The following is a 17053-nucleotide window of genomic DNA, read 5'->3' as shown; positions in this document are numbered from 1 at the left end:
CTACAGTGTTTGAATGGCCTCCAGAACCAAGTCACGCGCTTTGTGAAAGTCAATTCCTCCTGTGAGCTCAAAGCAAGGAATGTTTCCTAATCGGTCGAGATACTCTTTGGGATCAGGTTGTGTTTGGTTGGCTAAAAACACGTTGTTTGAATCAGAATAAAAAGGGCCTGGGCTTTTGATAATGGCTTCTAGTAGTTTTGGTGATTGGTTTAATGTGGTATGTTTCAGTTGCGCGTTATCTGTGCTGTCTGACAGCCAGTTGAGAATCACAAAAGCATTCAGTTCCGTTTCGGGCTTAAAGCAATCAGCGTGATAAAGTGTATTGACGTCGGCGTCATACTTTTCTTCCAGTTCTCGTAGCATTTCGGTAGGCAAAGCCAGCAGTTCTTGTCGGCGTTCTTGGCTGATCAGCTTGTGTAGCCGTTTGTTGTACACAATGGTGCCGGGGTTAATTCTCGGTTGTTTAGGTATGCCGCGCATCCAAAATTGCCCAGGCCTGGCTGTTTGTTGTGTATTCAACAATAACCGGTCATTGCTGATAAAGTGTTCGCCATCTTCCAATAAGTGCAGCATTAAGGTCGATTTTCCTCCGCCCGATAATCCAGCAATGGCAATCCCTTTGTGCTGTATTTCTAAGCCAGCAGCATGCCCTAGTAACCAACCTTGTCGCAAGTTTTCGTTTAAGTACTGGGTGAGAATGAAATTAATGATTTGATTGGGGTGCTGCTCAACTGGACCAACGGCCACTGGCGTGTCATTTTTTTGCCAAAACAGCACGCCAGTTTTCACTTTATAGATCAGGCGTTGTGTTTCGTTTTTTTCTTCAATATCAATAAAACTGTCTTTACGTCCGCTTTTTCCGGCTTCTCTTTTCCAGTCTTGCCATTGAATGCCTCGGTCAATAAATTGATGGTTTTCGTATGCAGCGACTTTGAGAGAGGGAGGCGTTTTAATGGGATCAGGCAGCAAAACGGGGTTGAAATAAGCTTTCAGCGTTTTTAATAAAACAGGGGAATTTGTGCTTATTTCAATGGAAAAACCTGGCAGACCAATGGTGATGGACTCTGGCACTAACGGAGCAGAAACGATGTAATGCTTAAGGTCTGAAATCAGATGAGACGGCAAAATAACTCCTTGAGATAGGTCTGTTATGCGGAGTGTTCGAGAGTGTCAATGACGTAACGAGCATACTGAGTAGCCATATCAACGCCTAACCCCTCATGCACGCCTTTGAACCCACCAAATGCCGACACTTCAAAGCAGACAGGGCCTTCTTCCGTTTCGGCAATGTCGACGGTGGTATAGCTTAAGTCAAACTGAGATTGCGCTTTGTGTGCGATTTCAATGATTTCATCAGATGGATGCGCCTCAGCATATTTTCCCCCGGAATGAATGGTTGTATTCCAACTGTTGCCAGAAGAGACTCTTGCATAAGCCCCTTGGTATTCGCCGCCTAAAAAGACCAACCCCATATCTTTTCCTGGCAATTTGAGTTTTTTTTGTAAATAGAAAAACCCTTGTTTCTCATAATACTGGTTCAATTGCGCCTTGAGTGTTTTTGCGGAACTTTCGCTGTTGAGGACTTCCATACCCCGTGCTTTTGTCGAAAAGAGAGGTTTTAAAATCGCTTTTCCAAAAGAAAGGACACCTTCATAAGCCGCATCCATGTCTTCGGTAATAATGGTGGGTGGCATCGGGATATTGGCTCTGGCGAGAGAAACCGTACAACTCATTCGGTCAACCAAACGGATAATTTCCTGGGGTTTTGAAAAGATTTTGACACCGCATTTTTCAACAAAGCGTAAAATCTCCAAGCGGTCAATAATCGCTGGGCTGTATGTCTGCGAGATTTTTTTGATGATGATGCCATCTAGCCCGCACAGGCAAGTGCCTTTATATCGGACAGATGGCTCGTCTAAGTAAGCGACAACCTTTTCGATGTCAATGACCATTCGAAAACCGGTTTTCGCTTCGATCGCATCGGCAAGTACTTCGGTTGACCATTTTCCAGGAATCCCTACAACGCCTATTTTTAAAGATGATGTGTTTTTAATCATGAAATATCTCTTTCGGAATTCGATAAGTTAATCGCTCTTCATCCGTTAGTCGAATAACTTGTTCTATCAAATAACGACCTCGAAAATGCATGGATTTTGCATGCTCTTTATCTAAAACAAAACGGGTCGAGCTTAAAAATGAACGACTTAATCCTAATGCCATTCGTAAGTGATATGAGGTGTCATTGATGCCTTCTGCATAATCCGATCCGAACTGATAGATGGCCTGCATTGTTTGAGCAATGAGTTTTCGAACCTGAGAATCAAAGTTGGACAGTCGGTAACAAGAAACCATTAGAACGGAAAGATCTTGTACAAAGTCTAAGTATTCAGAGCGATGCAAATCAATGAAGTTGATTTCATTTTCTAAGGGATCATAAATGATGTTATCTAGGTTGAAATCACCATGAATGTAAACAGAAGGAGGGCAGCTTAGAGTCTCTTCTACATCCTCTGCAGCATCGATCAATTGCCCTAATGCCTGGTTTTTGACGCCATTGATACTGACAGTTTGCAATTTAAAGTCTGGGTGTACGTCATAAATATCATGCAGTCTTTTTTTGAGTTGTCGCATATAGTGTGCAGGATGGACTTCGTCGGATTGCGTTTCTTGCCAGATCTTTCGTAACGTATTGAATAAAGTGTTTAATGCTGCTTTTAAGTTCTTTCGGTCTTTCTCGACCAATAACGTTTCAAAAGTATCGCCGGTCAGGTATTCAAACAGCAGGGCAGCTTTATTGCCATTTTTATGATAGGAGTACACTTTAGGCGCTATGCCTGGAAAAATTTCGTGCCAGCTTTCAATGCCGGTTTTTTCTTCTTTCAGTTTGGTTTTATCACCTTCCTTGAAAACTGCCAACATTTGGCCTTCTGATTCCTCGGCATTCATCACGCCTGAAATCGTACAGCCAGACTTGGTTTCTCCCATTGCACGAATGCTTAAGGCATCTTCTTGTGGACTCAGTTGTAATGCGCTTAAAGTGGCTTCCAGGGAGTGATAACGATCGATCTGGATCATCTGCCCCATGTTGGCCGAAATAATCCCTTCACCAATTCGAAGCAACGCTTCTCCCATTTCACTGATGTCTCTTAAAATAAAGCTGGCATTTAAAAGCGATTCAGTTTGCTGTCCCTTTTTTAAACGTGTTTTATACTTTTCCAGTTGCTGGTCACATCGTTTATCAATGTGGACTTTTAGTCGACAAATATCAATGGCTAGGGTTGAACTTTCCGATTCAATTGCCGGTTCAATCAACTCCAATCCAATCTGAAGGTCTTTGATGGCTTTGAAAACCGCTTTTTTTCGTAGAAGTTTTAGGGCACTAGAGGATTGTTTTGCTTGAAAGACAATGGCCTGTAATTGTCGAGAGAGTGCTTTGAGACTTTGGTTCAAATGTTCATAGCTTTGGACAGTAATTTGAGTTTCTTCATCATTGTTGTCTGTCAGATAGACCGATGCTCGGTTAAGCAGATTGACATGAATATTGTCGATATAATCGACGCGTTTTAAACTGATTTCCGCCGCTTTATGTTCGCCCGTTTCAAAAAATAAATTTACGGCATCCAGTTGTTTCTGCACTTCAATGATCAGAAACCGTAAGGGGTCGTAAAGTTCGGTGAGTATCTGCATAAATCGGTATCTGTTATCGGATTACTTTTTAGGTTTCTTGGGATCAATGAATAACGGTGACTCTTCAAAGTCACTGCTTTGATCAGAAGACCAGCTGATTTTAATATTCAGTGTTTGTCCTTTTTTGGTCTGGTTAGCTTTAATTCTTAAATTAGCCAACTTTTGAGGCGTCAGAATGAAGTCGTCTTCTTCGTCGCTGAATTCAATGGCGCCTTTTTTAAATCCTTGTGTGATCGCTTTCAGGTAACTGGTAATGGAATCTTTATCCTGTAAGGATTCATGTTCAAAGTACTTATCTTTTTTTGCCATATTGGTAACCTTTAGAACGCTTAGTGTTGCTTAAGCTGCTTGGGATGAAATTGTTTTGTTGCAGGGAAATCACTGCTTAAAGCTGATACCATCCCATCTGAATAGAAAATTGTAACAGCTTCCCCAAGGGTTTGTATGTTAGATTTTCGACGACAATTTGTATTTATCAAGGTGTCACACTCAAAATTTAACAGCCCTTGACGAACAAAAAGTTGTTGTCCCTGTTGATGGCTGCGGTGACCATTCACCATCGCAAAAATCTTGTTTTGCTTTAACGAGCACGCCCCTTTTTCGGTCAGTGGCCAGTCATTGTCTCGGTATTTGGTTCGAAAAACATTGCCGAATTCGCTGTAATACATTTCAAAAATTTGGCCAGCTTGCATTTGGCGGCGGAATTGTTGGTTTAAACGTTCAATAGAGTCATATTTCATTTTCTCTGCAAATTGGTCGTCCAAACCGGCATGACTGAAACAATAGCTGCCAGAAACATGGACTAAATCCATATTTTGGAAGAACCAGGCAAACTCTCCATCCTGGTCGATAAATAAGTGCTTTGCCATCTGTGCGGCTTGATAAACTTGTGTCAGTGTCAAGCCATGTTCGAAACATGCTTGGATAAAATCGGTTTGTTTTTTTTCAATCTGGCGTATTTCTTTCTGGATTTTTTGAAAAGAAAGATCGTCTTTGACCGATTCAGGAAAGGTACGAAACCAGTTTTTGGGCGGTAATAGGACGGCCTTTATCTCTGCCTCACTTAAAGAACAGGGCGTCATGTCTTGGCAGTATTCATGATAAATTTCGCTAAGCAGGCTGACTGTCTTTCTGCCCATTCGAACAAAGAAGTGAGCTTGCTTTGGGTTGTCCATAAAATCGATAGCCAGTAAACCAGCATAAATACGGACGTCATGGTTACCGGCAAGCAGAATCAAATCGCAATGTGTTTGTCTGAGTTGCTGAATCAATTTAAATAGCGCAAGGTTACTGGGACCTTTGTCAAAGCAGTCGCCTCCGATAATAATTTGACCGTGCATTCCTTTAGTGGTGAGCTCAATAGACTCAACTGTACTGTCGAGAGTCACTAGATAGCTGAGTTTAAGTGATCTTAAAAAAGCTTCTGCATCGGCATGTAAGTCACAAAAAAAGTAGGTGTCCTGGCTGGGCGCAAGCCAGCGATCAACTGGTAAAGGCGTTGTTAATTCAGGTTGCCAGGGGATGACGCTTGACGCATACATAATTTTTCCTCAGTCAATCAATGAAATGTTGATGGCAGGTCTTTTTTTCCATTCACCTGCAATTTTTTTCCACTGCCCAGAAGCTGGAAAGTATTCAAAAAACAAAGGTTTTGCGTGATACATGGAGAGTTTGGTAATGTCCTCAAATTCCAAAATTCCCAACAGGTGAGCAGCGTGGCGAAAAGCTGCACCATGCCCCACCATGACTTTAAGTTGAGATTGGTTTTGTTTAACCAGTTCATCGAAATGTCGAACAATGACGTTTTTGACTCTTTTCCCTGCCTGCATTAATGATTCCGCGCCATCATAGGGCAGGCAATAGTGACTGTCAGATTTCCAGTTTGTGGGCGGATTGGAAAAGCGGGGATCCTGCGCCAGATAGCTTTCGATTTCTGCGATAGTGAGATTTGCCATCACACCAACCGAGCGTTCATGTAAGTCCTTTTCGGCATGAACACTTAGAGTGTTTGAGTGCTCAACCTGTAGAACGGATTGTATAAGATCGGCGGTTTGCCAAGCTCTTAAGGCATTGGAACTTTCGATTTCTGAACAAAGCGGGATGGTATTTTCGGCGATAAAGGTTTGTAGTTGAAAGGCCGCTTTGAGGGATTGTTGGAGTCCTATAGGAGTCAATGCACCTGGCTGGAGCGCACTCGGTGTATTGGGACGTTGATCGTAATCACCGTGTCGGACAAAAGCTAATATATATCTTGGTTGTTTCATGCAACCAAGTATAGAGAGCTTATTTGAAACCTAAGTGATAGCGATGTGACAGTTTTATAACAATTGGCAGGCTTGCTGGCCACAAGCCCAAGAGAAAAGGTGAGGTTAAAGCGCGAAATCGTTGAAGTCGTCTTTATCGACTGTTGAATCGACCTGACCGACTAAATAAGAACTGATTTCGGATTCCTGTGGCGCCACTTGCACGTTATCGGACACTAACCAGTTGTTCATCCATGGCAGAGGGTTGCTTTTATTTTCAAAAATAGGGTCCAGTTTGATGGCTTTAATGCGGGTATTGGTGATGTATTCCACATAATCTTTGAGGATGCCGGCATTTAGCCCGATCATTGATCCATCTTTAAATAAGTAATCTGCCCATTCCTTTTCTTGTTCTGCCGCTTCACGGAAAATCTGATAAACCTTGTCTTCATTTTCTTTAGCAATGTCCATCATTTCTGGATCATCTTTTCCTTCACGCAAGATGTTGATTAAGTGTTGCGTTCCTGATAAATGCAACGCTTCATCTCGGGCAATCAGTTTAATGATTTTGGCGTTCCCTTCCATCAGGGAACGTTCAGCGAATGAGAAGCTACATGCAAAAGAAACATAGAAGCGGATCGCTTCTAAAACGTTGACGGAAACAATGGTTAAGAACAATGCGGTTTTAATTTCTTTACGGAAGGCATCATCCTTTTCCAAATCGATTTCTTCAGCATACATACGATTTGTCAGATTGATGAGTTTGTCGTAGTAAACGGTCACACTGATGGCACGTTTGACAATTTCTTCATTGGTTACAATGTCGTCAAATACCAAAGATGGGTCTGATACGATATTACGAATGATATGAGTATAAGAGCGACTGTGGATGGTTTCCGAAAAAGACCAGGTTTCAATCCAGGTTTCCAGTTCCGGAATCGACACCAACGGTAGCAAGGCGACGTTAGGTGAACGGCCTTGTACGGAATCCAATAGTGTTTGGTATTTTAGGTTACTGATGAAAACGTGTTTTTCATGTTCAGGTAAATTAGCATATTCGCCTCGATCTGAAGATAAATCGATCTCTTCAGGTCGCCAGAAAAAACTGAGTTGCTTTTCAATCAACTTTTCAAAAATCGGGTGTTTTTGTTGATCATAGCGCGCCACATTGACGTTTTGACCAAAGAACATCGGTTCTTTCAAAGCGTTGTTCGAAGAACGGCAAAAAGTTGAATAGGTGTGTTTTTCATTACAGCTCATAGGGCAAATTTCCTGCAAAATAGCAAATTTTAAGGTTACGTTAACCGTTATTTCAGTTTAACAGTAGGTGAAAATTGTATCTTATTTTAGAGCTTGTTGAGATACGTTTTCTAAGAGTTTTTTTATAGCATCATGAATGGATTATTTTACAGCGAATTTCTTTAAATGCAATTAATAACTATTATTGTTTGTAGTGAAGGGAACTGATCAGGCGTTTGGTTTTTAATAGCTTTTTAACCTGACTTTATTGATAATGATAAGAACTATCGATAAAGCGCCTTTAAAAAGGGTGAGGTATGCAGCTTAAACAATCGTTAATGTGGTTAAAGGGACGACGCATTATTGTATGTGATCCGGACTTGGGGCGACTGGATCGGTTGCGACAGTTCTTTAAAGGATTTGGACTTGAAGTGGTTGCCTTGAGTACAGCAAAACAGGTAACGGCGGAAATCGAAAAGCATCATTACTCAACCCGCCGGGTTTATTTGGCAGTTTTAATCGATCAGTCTCTTGCACAAGCTGTCGTGGAAGTTTGGGGGCAGGTGACCCATGACAACCCGACAATTTTATCTACGCCTGTGGTGTTAATGCGACAGGCGTCTGATTTGTCTGAACTGCAGGGGTTGATTGAAAAAGGGTATTTTAAATATCAACTCGATCAACCGCCATCTTCCAAAGCATTACTGCGGTTGCTTATTCGCTTGAACCGTTGGAAAAAATGGCAAAAAGAGCTTTCAAGTCGGCCTCGCCCCAGCGTCTTTTTAAAACGTTGAGCAATAACTTGCGTTAATCGTTTAGTTGGGCTTCCAGGTGTTCCCAGCGTTCAAATGCGGCTTCAAGTTCCGACTCACAAGTGTTTAGACGGTCAATGACTTCTTGTGTGTTGTCTTGCTGGTAAAAATCCGGTGCACTCATCTGCTCATTTAATTTTTCCAGTTCTTGTTCTAGCGTTTCTATTTGTTGAGGCAGCGCATCGTATTCTCGCTGGTCTTTATAACTCAGCTTTTTGGGTTTTTTAGAGGCCTTACTCTCCTCTTCCGAAGATGAATTTTCGCCAGGCCTGGTTGCTTTGGCTGTTTTTTCGGTTTGTTTTTCAAGCGTGGCAGATTGAGCTAAATGGTCAGGGCGTTGACGTAACCAGTCATCATAGCCGCCGATATATTCATTCACGATGCCCGGTGCATCGAACACGATTGAACTGGTCGCCACACTGTTTAAGAAAGCCCGGTCATGGCTGACAATCAGGACGGTACCGGGATAGTCGAGTAATAATTCTTCTAGCAGTTCAAGGGTCTCGATATCCAAGTCATTGGTCGGTTCATCCAAAATCAACAAGTTAGACGGTTTGGAGAATACTCGAGCAAGTAACAAGCGGTTGCGTTCACCACCCGATAAAGCCTTCACTTGCTGTCTGGCCCGTTCCGGGCTGAATAAGAAGTCGGACAGATAGCTCATGATGTGCTTACGCTGTCCATTGATCTCGACATAGTCCGATTCTTCAAGCACACTTTCAACCACCACTTTATTTTCGTCGAGTTGGTCTCGGTGCTGGTCAAAATAAGCAATCTGAATGTTGGTTCCCAGTTTTACTGTGCCGGACTGCGGTTCAAGTTTACCAAGCAACAGTTTGAGTAAGGTGGATTTACCACATCCATTGGCACCAATAATCCCAACCTTATCACCCCGTAAAATCATGGTTGAAAAATCCTGAATGACCGGCTGGTCAGGCCAAGCAAAGGATAAATTTTCAACTTCAATGACTTGTTTACCAGAGTTCGCCCCTTGGTTAAATTGCAGATTCGCCTTACCTTGTTGTGAGCGTCGCGCTTTATGTTCTTCCCTGAGTTTTTCCAAGGCACGAACGCGGCCTTCGTTTCGGGTGCGTCGTGCTTTGATGCCTTGACGGATCCAAACCTCTTCTTGTGCCAGTTTTTTATCAAACTCGGCATTGGTTTTGGCTTCAGATTCCAATTGTGCTTGTTTACGCTCTAGGTAAGTTTTGTAATCGCACTCCCAGTTATGTAACTGCCCACGATCCACTTCCACAATACGTGTTGCAAGCGCCTGTAAGAAGGAGCGATCATGGGTGATGAAAATCAAGCTGCATTGCAGGTTTTTAAGAAAGTCTTCCAGCCATTGAATGGACGGAATGTCCAAGTGGTTGGTGGGCTCGTCCAGTAATAGAATATCCGGATTTTGGATCAGGGCTTGCGCCAATAAGACCCGACGCTTCATGCCGCCAGAAAGCGCTGAAAACTCAGCGTCGGCTGGCAATGACAGCTTGGAAATAATGGTTTCCACTTTTTGATTGAGGTCCCAACCGTCCTGTGCATCAATGGCTTGTTGTGCTTTGGTCATTTTGGCCATTAATTCATCCGTATAATTTTCTGAGATGGCATGGCTGAGGCGGTGGAATTCTTCAATATGGTGACCAATATCTCCCAATCCTAAGGCAATAATGTGGAAGACGCTACCCGCTAAATCGTTAGGCACTTCTTGCTGAAGTTTTGCGATCTTAACGCCATCCTGCACAATCCGGGTTCCGTCATCGGCCTGAATACTCCCTTCGATGACTTTTAATAAAGTCGACTTACCTTCGCCGTTGCGTCCAACGATACAAACGCGTTCATTGGTTTCGACTTTAAAGGAAACTTTATTTAAAAGGGTGTGTGTTCCGTAACTCAAGAACATATCGCGCAAAAAAAGTAGAGCCATAAAATTCGGTGTCTTTTGGTTGAGAATTAAGTTTGGACTAACCTGCTTTGTATGAAGTTAGTGGTTGTTAGTGTTAATCAGGTGGTTGTCAGTGTTTTTATCGGCCGTTTTAAGGCTTATGTTGTCGGGTATTCTATCGTTATTTTCTATGGTTGCAATATCGTAGGTCAATATCCCCCTGCGTAGGGAATTATTTTAACGGTTTGGGTTGGATTGTGGGATTCATTTTTACGGCATTGATATCTAACTGAGATAATCCGAGCTGATTTGTTGATGTTGATGATGTTAAAAATCCACGCAAAGAATGATGTTCCCACTGGATTGGATTTCTCGTGTTTTGAGATGAGCACCGCGGTGTTGTTCCCAGAATTGGATGATTTTTAAGGTTGTATCGGGAGAGCTTTTCCATAAATTAAATAAAATGCGGCCCGAACCAGAGACCAAATAATGCAGTCTTGATAAAAATGTCTCTTCACTAAAAATCCAAGGCATGCTGTCATTGTCATACAGGTCGACAATCATCAGGTCATATTGTTGCGCTGCTTGCTGGACAAAGTCATTGGCATCACTTTGTATCGGTTGTATTTGTGGGGTATCGGGTAAATAAAAATAACGGTAGGCAATCTGGATAACCGCCTCACGCAGTTCAACCACAGTTTGTTGGCAGTTAGGTAACACACTGTGTAGCTGAGTGGCAAGACTTCCTCCACCTAATCCCAGCATTAAGATCGATTGGACAGATGTTGAATGAGCATGCTCCAGTGTCTCTTCTAACAGAGCGGATTGATATTCAAATGCCAATGTTAAAGGGGCATGGAAATAGTAACGACTTTGTTCCACAAGAGAGTCAAAATAAAGACTTCTCATAATCTCATTGTCGACCACTTGGATTAAGCCGTATACATCTCGCTCACTATAAGAAATGGAGCCGTTCGGGTGTTTTGCCATAGAAAAATAAGATTACTGACTGAGCCACCAAAGCCGGGCTTTTAATCCTAAGCTGGTGGAGTAACCGACCTCTACGAACTCTATCTTCCCTGTCGGCCCAATAATAAAGGTTGCCGGAACGGCTCTTGCGCCAAATTGTTTCATCAAGCTCCCATCAAAGTCATTGACAATGATGTCCGCATTCATTTGGTGAACATTGGCATAGGTTAACAATCCTTCATCATCGTTCGACTGGGTAGCAATATTGATGACAGCGTAGTCCTGTGCAATATTTTCAATGCCATCCCGTTCAAATTCACAGATCGGGCACCACGTTGCCCAAAAATGCACCATCACGGGTTTTCCACGATAGTCTTTCAAATGAATTTCCTTGCCCGTAATAGATTCAGTTGTCAGTTCAGGAGCAAACCCTTCAGCCACATCTCCTTGCATAAAAGGGCGGATGGCAAGATATAGAGCAATAAAAAAAATCGCTGTGAGGAAGTTTTTGACCCAGTTGCGTTGTAATAAAGGCAAAGCCTCTCTGGTTTCAGAGCCCTCTTTTTTAGGCGTATTAGCAGGTGGAGGTGATTTTTTCATGTAAATAAATAACTCATTTTTTGAATTTTATTTCGGGAAACAGTATCTTTAGCGCAAATGATAACAAAGGAAGCGGTATGGAAGCAGATTTTTGGCACCAAATGTGGCGCAGTGGGCGAGTAGGATTTCATCAGCCTGATGTGAATGCTTTCTTAAAAAAACACTGGAAAAAATTGAATTTGTCAGGGCATGAACAGGTTTTTGTTCCGTTATGTGGTAAATCTCTAGACATGCTTTGGTTAAATCAGCAGGGGCATACCGTATTAGGCGTCGAATTAAGTGAAAAAGCGCTTCAAGAATTTGTGACAGAAAATGGTTTGCAAGCGACGACTTTAAAGCATCCTCGGTTCAGTGGTTTTGAGATGGATAAAATGTCTTTGCTGAGTGGTGATTTTTTTGATGTGTCCGTCAAGGAGTGTCGCGAGGTGAAAGCCGTGTATGATCGAGCTGCTTTAGTTGCGCTTCCTCCGGAAATGAGACAACAATACGCGTCTCATTTGAAAGCTGTTTTAGCGCCGGGGGTGCCGATTTTATTGATTGCAATGGATTATGACCAGTCATTGCAGTCAGGACCACCGTTTGCGGTCTCTGCATTAGAGGTCAAAGCCTTGTTTGAAGACCGATTTAACATTGAAAAAGTCGAATCGGATACGTTTGAACGTAAAGGCGTTCAAACAACGGAGAATGTGTTTGTGTTAATCCCGAAAACCTAATGATTCAAGGCATGATTTCGCTGAAGTTTTCAAAACCGGGGAAGCCTTTAGGGTCGATTTTATCCATTTTAGGACTCACGTGAACCGCAGCAAGCTGGTAACGGATGCCATAATCCTGCGCTGATTGTAACGCTTGTAGATTGTCATCAATCAATAGGGTTTTAGCTGGGTTGTATCCAAATTTATTTTCAATTTTTTGCCACAATACTTCATTTTCTTTTGGCATACCAAAGTCATGAGATGAGATCATTTCATCGAAATAATCGCCGATTTCAGTCATTTCCAGTTTGATCGCCAAGCTGTCTCTGTGGGCATTGGTCACCATGACAACTTCTTTATTTAAGGTTCGCAGACGTTCTAAAAAGGTGATCACTTCTGGATGCGCCTGAATCATGTGTTTCAGCTCATGTTTTAGTTCTGCGATCGGGAGGTTGAGCTGCTCTGTCCAGTAATCCAAGCAATACCAGTTTAAAGTGCCTTGCTGGGAATGAATTTTGCCCCGAATGATTTTGTTGGCTTCTTCAAGGGTCATGTGGTTTTGGTTGGCGTACATTTTCGGCACATATTCCATCCAAAAGTGCCAGTCAAAATGCAAGTCGAGTAAGGTGCCGTCCATGTCGAGTAACACGGTTTCAATGTCATTCCACGGAATTTGTAGGCCTTGAGATGAGTGTTTAATTCGCATTTTGACTCCTATTTTCGTATTATTCTTTTTATGAAAAAGAAAAAAACGCCCGTTATTCTAACGAAAAAAGAACTGGCTAACACGCGTATTTTTACCGTGGAAGGCTTGGACATTGTTTATGGAAATGACACTCAAGTTCAATTTGAACGGTTAGTAAGTTCCGTCCATGGTGCCGTTTTAATTGTACCGATTATGGATGACTGTCTGGTGCTGATTCGGGAATATGCCGCCGGTGTTGAACGCTATGAACTGGGATTTCCAAAAGGAAAAATTGATCCGGGAGAAACCTGGGAAGAAGCGGTACTTCGAGAAAGTCAGGAAGAAATTGGATTTTTGCCGGCTGATATTGCCTTGATGGATTCGGTGACGTTGGCGGCGGGGTATATGTCACACCAAACGCACTTAGTCTTAGCAACGGGACTGTCTCCCAGTAATGCCGAAGGAGATGAGCCCGAGCCGTTGGAAGTGGTACACTGGCCAATTAAAGATTGGCCGGCGTTGTTGGCTCATCCTGAGTTTTCAGAAGGTCGGGCTTATGCCGCTTTAATGTTGACATTGCAGCATTTAAAGCACATTGGATAAATCGCCGTAGACTTTTTCAGACGACATAAAAAAACCGCCAGGCCTGGCGGTTTTTTATTGTTATCAATGAAACGATTAAGCGTCTTTCATAAAGCTGTCAATGCGATCCAAAGCATTAATCAAATTGACCATGCTGGTTGCGAAAGAAATCCTTAAATGACCTTCAGCACCAAATCCAGAACCGGGAACAGCAGCTACTTCCACTTCTTCTAGGATGGCGGTCGCAAAATCGGCATCGGTTTCATACCCTTTTTGTTTCATTGCCTCTTTCACATCCATAAAGGCATAAAAAGCGCCTGCAGCCGGAATGCATTTAAACCCTGGGATTTCGTTGATGCGCTCCACAACAAACTCATGGCGCTTTTTAAACTCTGTCAGCATGGTTTCAATACAATCCTGTGGGCCATTCAGGGCTTCTGTTGAAGCCGCCTGTGAAATCGAGCAAGGGTTTGAGGTGCTTTGAGATTGAACTTTTCGCATCGCTGCGATCAAGTCTTTCGGACCGCCGGCGTATCCAATACGCCAGCCGGTCATTGAGTAAGCTTTAGAAACCCCATTCATAACCACGGTTCTATCGGTTAGCTCTGGGCAGACTTCTAGAATATTTGTAAACGGGGTGTCATTGAGTAGGATATGTTCATACATATCGTCCGAGGCAATGACAATGTCCGGGTATTGTTGTAACACTTCGCCCAGTGCTTTCAATTCACTTGCCGTGTAAACAGCACCAGTCGGGTTAGACGGACTGTTAATCACAACCATTTTGGTTTTAGGGGTGATGGCCGCTTTTAATTGTTCGGGAGTGATTTTAAAGCCTTGCTCTATATCAGCTTCGATAATGATTGGCTCACCGCCTGCTAGAAGCGCCATGTCAGGATAGGACACCCAGTAAGGTGCAGGAATGACAACTTCATCGCCATCATTCAGCAAGCCCTGGCATAAGTTATAAAAACTTTGTTTTCCACCGGAGGACACCAGGATTTGATCCATTTCATACGTCAGGTTATTGTCGCGTTTGAATTTTTCAATAATGGCACCTTTTAATTCCGGTGTGCCATCGACGGCAGTATAACGAGTCTGTCCATTTTGAATTGCGCTGATACCAGCCGATTTGATGTGATCTGGGGTATCGAAATCAGGTTCCCCGGCACCTAAGCTGATAATATCTTTTCCGGCTCTTTTCAGCTCTGCCGCTTTGGCAGAAATCACTAAAGTCAGAGAGGGTTTGACTCGATTAACGCGATTAGACAATCTGGACATAATGTTTAAGGTCTCATTCATGTTTGCGATTGCTGTACAGTTTCATCCTGTGTTTTGGTGAGATTGAGTTATTGCTTCACGAAATACACGGTTTTGTTCTGTTCAGCTCTCAGGTAAAATGTTTCAGTTATTTTACAACCAAACGGGCTTTTTTTTAAGAGAAAATTCGGTCACCTTGGCGCAAAACGTTAAATAAGTAAGCATAATGGTCGCAAGTCTTGATTTTTAATGACAAACACTTGTTTTCAGCAGCATCGATAAGAGTTAGAAATACGTTACTATGGCAAAAAAATTTGAAATTGTCTCTCAGTATGAGCCCGCCGGGGATCAACCGGTCGCCATTGCACAACTGGTGGAAGGGTTGGAAGACGGTGAAGCTTTCCAAACCTTACTCGGGGTAACTGGATCCGGTAAAACGTTTACCATGGCGAACGTGATTGCCAAGGTACAAAGACCCACTATTATTCTGGCGCATAATAAAACGCTGGCGGCGCAACTCTATGGTGAGATGAAAAGCTTTTTCCCGTACAATGCGGTGGAATACTTTGTTTCTTATTATGACTATTATCAGCCGGAAGCCTATGTGCCAGCCTCTGACACCTATATTGCTAAAGATTCCTCCGTCAATGAACAGATTGAACAATTACGATTGTCTGCTACCAAGGCGTTGATGGAACGGAAAGATGTGGTTTTGATTGCGACGGTCTCTGCCATCTACGGGTTAGGGGATCCGGATCAGTATTTAAAAATGATTTTACAATTGCGATTGGGCGATGCGGTTTCTCAACGTGATATTTTGCAACAACTAACCACAATGCAATATACCCGCAACGATGTAGAGCTTTGGCGAGGTTGCTTTAGGGTTCGCGGGGATGTGATTGATGTTTTTCCTGCAGAAGCTGAAGAATATGCCATTCGTATTGAACTTTTCGATGATGAGGTCGATTCACTGGCTTGGTTTGACCCTTTGACAGGCGAGGTGTTAACGCGTCCAACCCGGGTGACAGTCTACCCTAAGTCGCACTATGTCACCCCGAAAGAACGTGTGTTACAAACCATTGAGCAAGTCAAAGTGGAGTTGGTCAGTCGTTTGGAAGAGCTGCGCAGCCTGAATAAACTGGTGGAAGCGCAACGCTTAGAAGAACGGACACGGTTGGACATAGAAATGATGTCAGAATTAGGCTATTGTTCAGGGATTGAAAATTACTCCCGTTATCTTTCCGGAAGAGCTTCTGGTGAGCCGCCACCAACGTTGTTGGATTACTTGCCTAAAAATGCTTTGATGTTTATTGATGAAAGCCACGTGACCATTCCTCAAATCGGTGGGATGTACAAAGGGGATCGTTCTCGAAAAGAAAATTTGGTCACTTTTGGTTTTCGCTTACCTTCTGCGATGGATAACCGTCCAATGCGGTTTGATGAGTTTGAAAAAATTATGCCGCAGACGATTTTTGTGTCTGCTACGCCGGGCAAATATGAAGCGGAGCATGAGTCCAAAATTGTAGAACAGGTGGTTCGTCCGACCGGTTTATTGGATCCTGTTTTGGAAGTGCGCCCAGCATTGACCCAAGTGGACGATTTGTTAGGGGAAATTCGTTTACGCGTTGAGAAAGAAGAGCGTGTTTTGGTGACTACGCTGACCAAGCGAATGGCTGAAAACTTGACCGAGTACCTTGAAGAGCATAATGTTCGGGTTCGTTATTTACACTCGGATATTGATACGGTTGAGCGTATTGAAATCATTCGTGATTTGCGCTTGGGAGAGTTCGATGTGTTGGTAGGGATTAACTTGCTCAGAGAAGGCTTGGATATCCCCGAAGTGTCTTTGGTTGCGATTTTAGATGCCGATAAAGAAGGTTTCTTGCGTTCTGATCGCTCCTTGATTCAGACGATTGGGCGTGCCGCTAGAAACGTGGACGGAAAAGCCATCTTGTATGCCGACAAAATCACCCAATCGATGCAGAAAGCGATCGAGGAAACGGAAAGACGTCGTGCCAAACAGATTCAGCATAATACGGAACAGGGTATTACACCGCAGAAACTGAACAAAAAAATAACCGATATTTTGGAAGATTCGCCTTATGCGCCTAAGCCGGGTGCATCCGCTGCAAAACTCAAATCAGCCGAGGCGGATGGGGAGTATTCGTCACAGGAAATGCAACGTATGACCCCCGCGCAATTGGCGTCTGAAATCAAACGTATGGAAAAACAAATGTACCAAGCCGCCAAAGATTTGGATTTTGAGTTGGCCGCAAAATTGCGTGACGATCTAAAACGTTTAAAAAGTTCTATGGTTGGGGTAGGGGATTTACGTTAAAATAGATTGTTTTTTGAATAAATTACACATGAAATCCCTTAAAATAAGTGATTGATTCGAAAGG

At 43.0% G+C, this 17053-nt stretch carries 16 protein-coding genes; 4 read left to right on the top strand and 12 right to left on the bottom strand.

The annotated features are described in order from the left end of the window. The 7 genes from GHNINEIG_RS09260 to nrdB all read right to left on the bottom strand — a co-directional run bounded on the left by GHNINEIG_RS09260 (nucleotide 1) and on the right by nrdB (nucleotide 7190). The gene (locus GHNINEIG_RS09260) at nucleotides 1–1125 is read right to left on the bottom strand and encodes an HprK-related kinase B (protein ID WP_189636875.1); all 1125 of its coding nucleotides are present in this window, start codon (nucleotides 1123–1125) and stop codon (nucleotides 1–3) included. Between the two features lie 23 nt (nucleotides 1126–1148). Next, nucleotides 1149–2057 carry a GAK system ATP-grasp enzyme gene (locus tag GHNINEIG_RS09255; RefSeq protein ID WP_135796390.1) on the bottom strand — a complete coding sequence of 303 codons (909 nt, stop codon included), beginning with the start codon at nucleotides 2055–2057 and terminating at the stop codon, nucleotides 1149–1151. Continuing rightward, nucleotides 2050–3687, bottom strand: coding sequence for an aminoglycoside phosphotransferase family protein (locus tag GHNINEIG_RS09250; protein ID WP_135796389.1), 1638 nt, complete (start codon nucleotides 3685–3687; stop codon nucleotides 2050–2052). The genes GHNINEIG_RS09255 and GHNINEIG_RS09250 overlap by 8 nt, the downstream gene beginning before the upstream one ends. Nucleotides 3688–3708: 21 nt before the next feature. Next, nucleotides 3709–3996, bottom strand: coding sequence for an amphi-Trp domain-containing protein (locus GHNINEIG_RS09245; protein WP_011371187.1), 288 nt, complete (start codon nucleotides 3994–3996; stop codon nucleotides 3709–3711). 20 nt (nucleotides 3997–4016) lie between these two features. After that, nucleotides 4017–5228 (bottom strand): metallophosphoesterase family protein, encoded by a 1212-nt coding sequence (locus GHNINEIG_RS09240; RefSeq protein ID WP_135796388.1) that lies wholly within the window; start codon nucleotides 5226–5228, stop codon nucleotides 4017–4019. A 9-nt stretch (nucleotides 5229–5237) separates the two neighbouring features. After that, nucleotides 5238–5951 carry a histidine phosphatase family protein gene (locus tag GHNINEIG_RS09235; RefSeq protein WP_135796387.1) on the bottom strand — a complete coding sequence of 238 codons (714 nt, stop codon included), beginning with the start codon at nucleotides 5949–5951 and terminating at the stop codon, nucleotides 5238–5240. Between the two features lie 105 nt (nucleotides 5952–6056). Then, nucleotides 6057–7190 carry a class Ia ribonucleoside-diphosphate reductase subunit beta gene (gene nrdB, locus GHNINEIG_RS09230; RefSeq protein WP_135796386.1) on the bottom strand — a complete coding sequence of 378 codons (1134 nt, stop codon included), beginning with the start codon at nucleotides 7188–7190 and terminating at the stop codon, nucleotides 6057–6059. A gap of 296 nt (nucleotides 7191–7486) precedes the next feature. On the opposite strand from nrdB, the gene GHNINEIG_RS09225 reads away from it, so the two are divergent. Then, the gene (locus tag GHNINEIG_RS09225) at nucleotides 7487–7963 is read left to right on the top strand and encodes a DNA-binding transcriptional response regulator (RefSeq protein WP_135796385.1); all 477 of its coding nucleotides are present in this window, start codon (nucleotides 7487–7489) and stop codon (nucleotides 7961–7963) included. Between the two features lie 13 nt (nucleotides 7964–7976). Here the strand turns inward: GHNINEIG_RS09225 and GHNINEIG_RS09220 are convergent, their stop codons facing one another. The 3 genes from GHNINEIG_RS09220 to GHNINEIG_RS09210 all read right to left on the bottom strand — a co-directional run bounded on the left by GHNINEIG_RS09220 (nucleotide 7977) and on the right by GHNINEIG_RS09210 (nucleotide 11432). Beyond that, the gene (locus tag GHNINEIG_RS09220) at nucleotides 7977–9905 is read right to left on the bottom strand and encodes an ATP-binding cassette domain-containing protein (protein ID WP_135796384.1); all 1929 of its coding nucleotides are present in this window, start codon (nucleotides 9903–9905) and stop codon (nucleotides 7977–7979) included. Nucleotides 9906–10190: 285 nt separating this feature from the next. Then, nucleotides 10191–10853, bottom strand: coding sequence for a spermidine synthase (locus GHNINEIG_RS09215; RefSeq protein WP_135796383.1), 663 nt, complete (start codon nucleotides 10851–10853; stop codon nucleotides 10191–10193). 12 nt (nucleotides 10854–10865) lie between these two features. Then, nucleotides 10866–11432 (bottom strand): protein disulfide oxidoreductase, encoded by a 567-nt coding sequence (locus GHNINEIG_RS09210; RefSeq protein WP_135796382.1) that lies wholly within the window; start codon nucleotides 11430–11432, stop codon nucleotides 10866–10868. Between the two features lie 77 nt (nucleotides 11433–11509). Between GHNINEIG_RS09210 and GHNINEIG_RS09205 the strand changes: the two genes are divergently transcribed. After that, nucleotides 11510–12145 (top strand): thiopurine S-methyltransferase, encoded by a 636-nt coding sequence (locus GHNINEIG_RS09205; RefSeq protein WP_135796381.1) that lies wholly within the window; start codon nucleotides 11510–11512, stop codon nucleotides 12143–12145. Between the two features lie 4 nt (nucleotides 12146–12149). Here the strand turns inward: GHNINEIG_RS09205 and yrfG are convergent, their stop codons facing one another. Then, nucleotides 12150–12830: a GMP/IMP nucleotidase gene (gene yrfG, locus GHNINEIG_RS09200; RefSeq protein ID WP_135796380.1), complete on the bottom strand. Its 681-nt coding sequence runs from the start codon at nucleotides 12828–12830 to the stop codon at nucleotides 12150–12152. 30 nt (nucleotides 12831–12860) lie between these two features. On the opposite strand from yrfG, the gene nudE reads away from it, so the two are divergent. Continuing rightward, nucleotides 12861–13412: an ADP compounds hydrolase NudE gene (nudE, locus tag GHNINEIG_RS09195; RefSeq protein ID WP_135796379.1), complete on the top strand. Its 552-nt coding sequence runs from the start codon at nucleotides 12861–12863 to the stop codon at nucleotides 13410–13412. Nucleotides 13413–13487: 75 nt separating this feature from the next. Here nudE and GHNINEIG_RS09190 read toward each other — a convergent pair whose 3' ends face one another. Continuing rightward, nucleotides 13488–14672: a pyridoxal phosphate-dependent aminotransferase gene (locus GHNINEIG_RS09190; protein ID WP_189636874.1), complete on the bottom strand. Its 1185-nt coding sequence runs from the start codon at nucleotides 14670–14672 to the stop codon at nucleotides 13488–13490. Between the two features lie 280 nt (nucleotides 14673–14952). Here GHNINEIG_RS09190 and uvrB point away from each other — a divergent pair, with 280 nt between their 5' ends. Next, on the top strand, nucleotides 14953–16989 hold the full coding sequence (gene uvrB, locus GHNINEIG_RS09185) for an excinuclease ABC subunit UvrB (protein WP_135796378.1): 2037 nt from the start codon (nucleotides 14953–14955) through the stop codon (nucleotides 16987–16989). Nucleotides 16990–17053 lie beyond the last annotated feature (64 nt).

The organism is Hydrogenovibrio crunogenus (assembly GCF_004786015.1).
GTDB lineage: Bacteria > Pseudomonadota > Gammaproteobacteria > Thiomicrospirales > Thiomicrospiraceae > Hydrogenovibrio > Hydrogenovibrio crunogenus.
The sequence above is the reverse complement of the archived record's forward strand: the minus strand, read 5'-3'. Positions and strand labels throughout refer to the sequence as shown.